Annotated in this window: 1 protein-coding gene; it reads left to right on the top strand. The window is 39.4% G+C overall.

Translation table 11 applies throughout. The features are described 5' to 3' along the window. Positions 1-57 precede the first annotated feature (57 nt). Positions 58-1,229 (top strand): IS110 family RNA-guided transposase (locus C8N47_RS18600; RefSeq protein WP_107824081.1); only part of this gene is annotated, 1,172 nt, incomplete at its 3' end.

The raw sequence follows: 1,229 nt of genomic DNA, 5'->3' as shown, positions 1-1,229 counted from the left end.
AACAGGAATGAAAGTGAATTAACTTGCGGTATCTACGTACCAATAAAATTTTCTACTATGAATCCTGTCGAAGAATTCCCAAGAATCATTGAGCGAGGTTGTGGCCTTGATGTTCACAAGGACACAGTAGTCGCCAGTATCAAAGGTAAAGATATTGTTGAACGAACTGAAACTTTTGGCACATTTACCGAAGAACTTGAAAAGCTGATTGGTTTTCTCCAGAATGAAGGAGTAAGCCATATTGCTATGGAGAGCACAGGTGTTTATTGGAAACCTGTTTACTATGTACTTGAAGAATATTTTGAGATTTTACTGGTCAATGCCAGGCATATAAAAAATGTTCCGGGACAAAAAACTGACAAAAAGGACAGTGAATGGATTGCCAAACTTCTGTTGAGTGGCTTGCTCAAAGGAAGTTTTGTTCCACGTCAAGACATAAGAGAACTTCGGGTTTTGCACCGCCACCGAAGAAAACTGACACATCAGCGTACTGCTGAAAAGAACCGTTTACAGAACATCCTTGAAGATGCCAACATTAAGCTAGGTAGCGTAGTTAGTGATGTTTTTGGCAAAACAGGAACAGCAATTGTTTTGGCAATCGCATCGGGAGAAAAAGACCCGGGGAAATTGTCAGAACTGGCAAAAGGATCTTTGGTGAGAAAAAAAGCCGAACTAAAGAAGGCTTTATACGGAAGGATTACCGAGCATCATATCTTTATGCTTCAACTGATTCTTGCATCAATAGAACATATCAATAATCAAATTGACTGCATTGAAAAAAGAATTGACAAATATCTTAACTCCATGAGAAATGATGTTGAATTATTACTGACTATTCCTGGAGTGTCGGAACAAATAGCTGCTGGGATACTTGCTGAAATTGGAAATGACATGGTATCCTTTCCGTCAGCAAAACATCTTGCCTCATGGGCAGGCGTGTGTCCAGGGAACAACGAAAGTGCCGGAAAGAAATATTCTACAAGAATTACACACGGCAATAAATACCTGAAAACCACATTAGTCGAGGCTGCATGGGCAGCATCACATTCTAAAAATTGTTTAATGGCTGCAAAATATAAGGCAATTGCCGCACGTAGAGGAAGTAAGAAAGCAAATATAGCAATAGGACATAAGATCCTGACGGCTGCTTACTTTGTTCTCTGGGAAAAAACACCTTACTTATTAAGTAGCCAGAACAAGGCAATTGAAGAACAACGAAGATTAAAAAG

Origin of the sequence: Mangrovibacterium marinum, assembly GCF_003046625.1 — a bacterium.
In the GTDB taxonomy this organism is placed as follows: Bacteria; Bacteroidota; Bacteroidia; order Bacteroidales; family Prolixibacteraceae; genus Mangrovibacterium; species Mangrovibacterium marinum.
The sequence above is the reverse complement of the archived record's forward strand: the minus strand, read 5'-3'. Positions and strand labels throughout refer to the sequence as shown.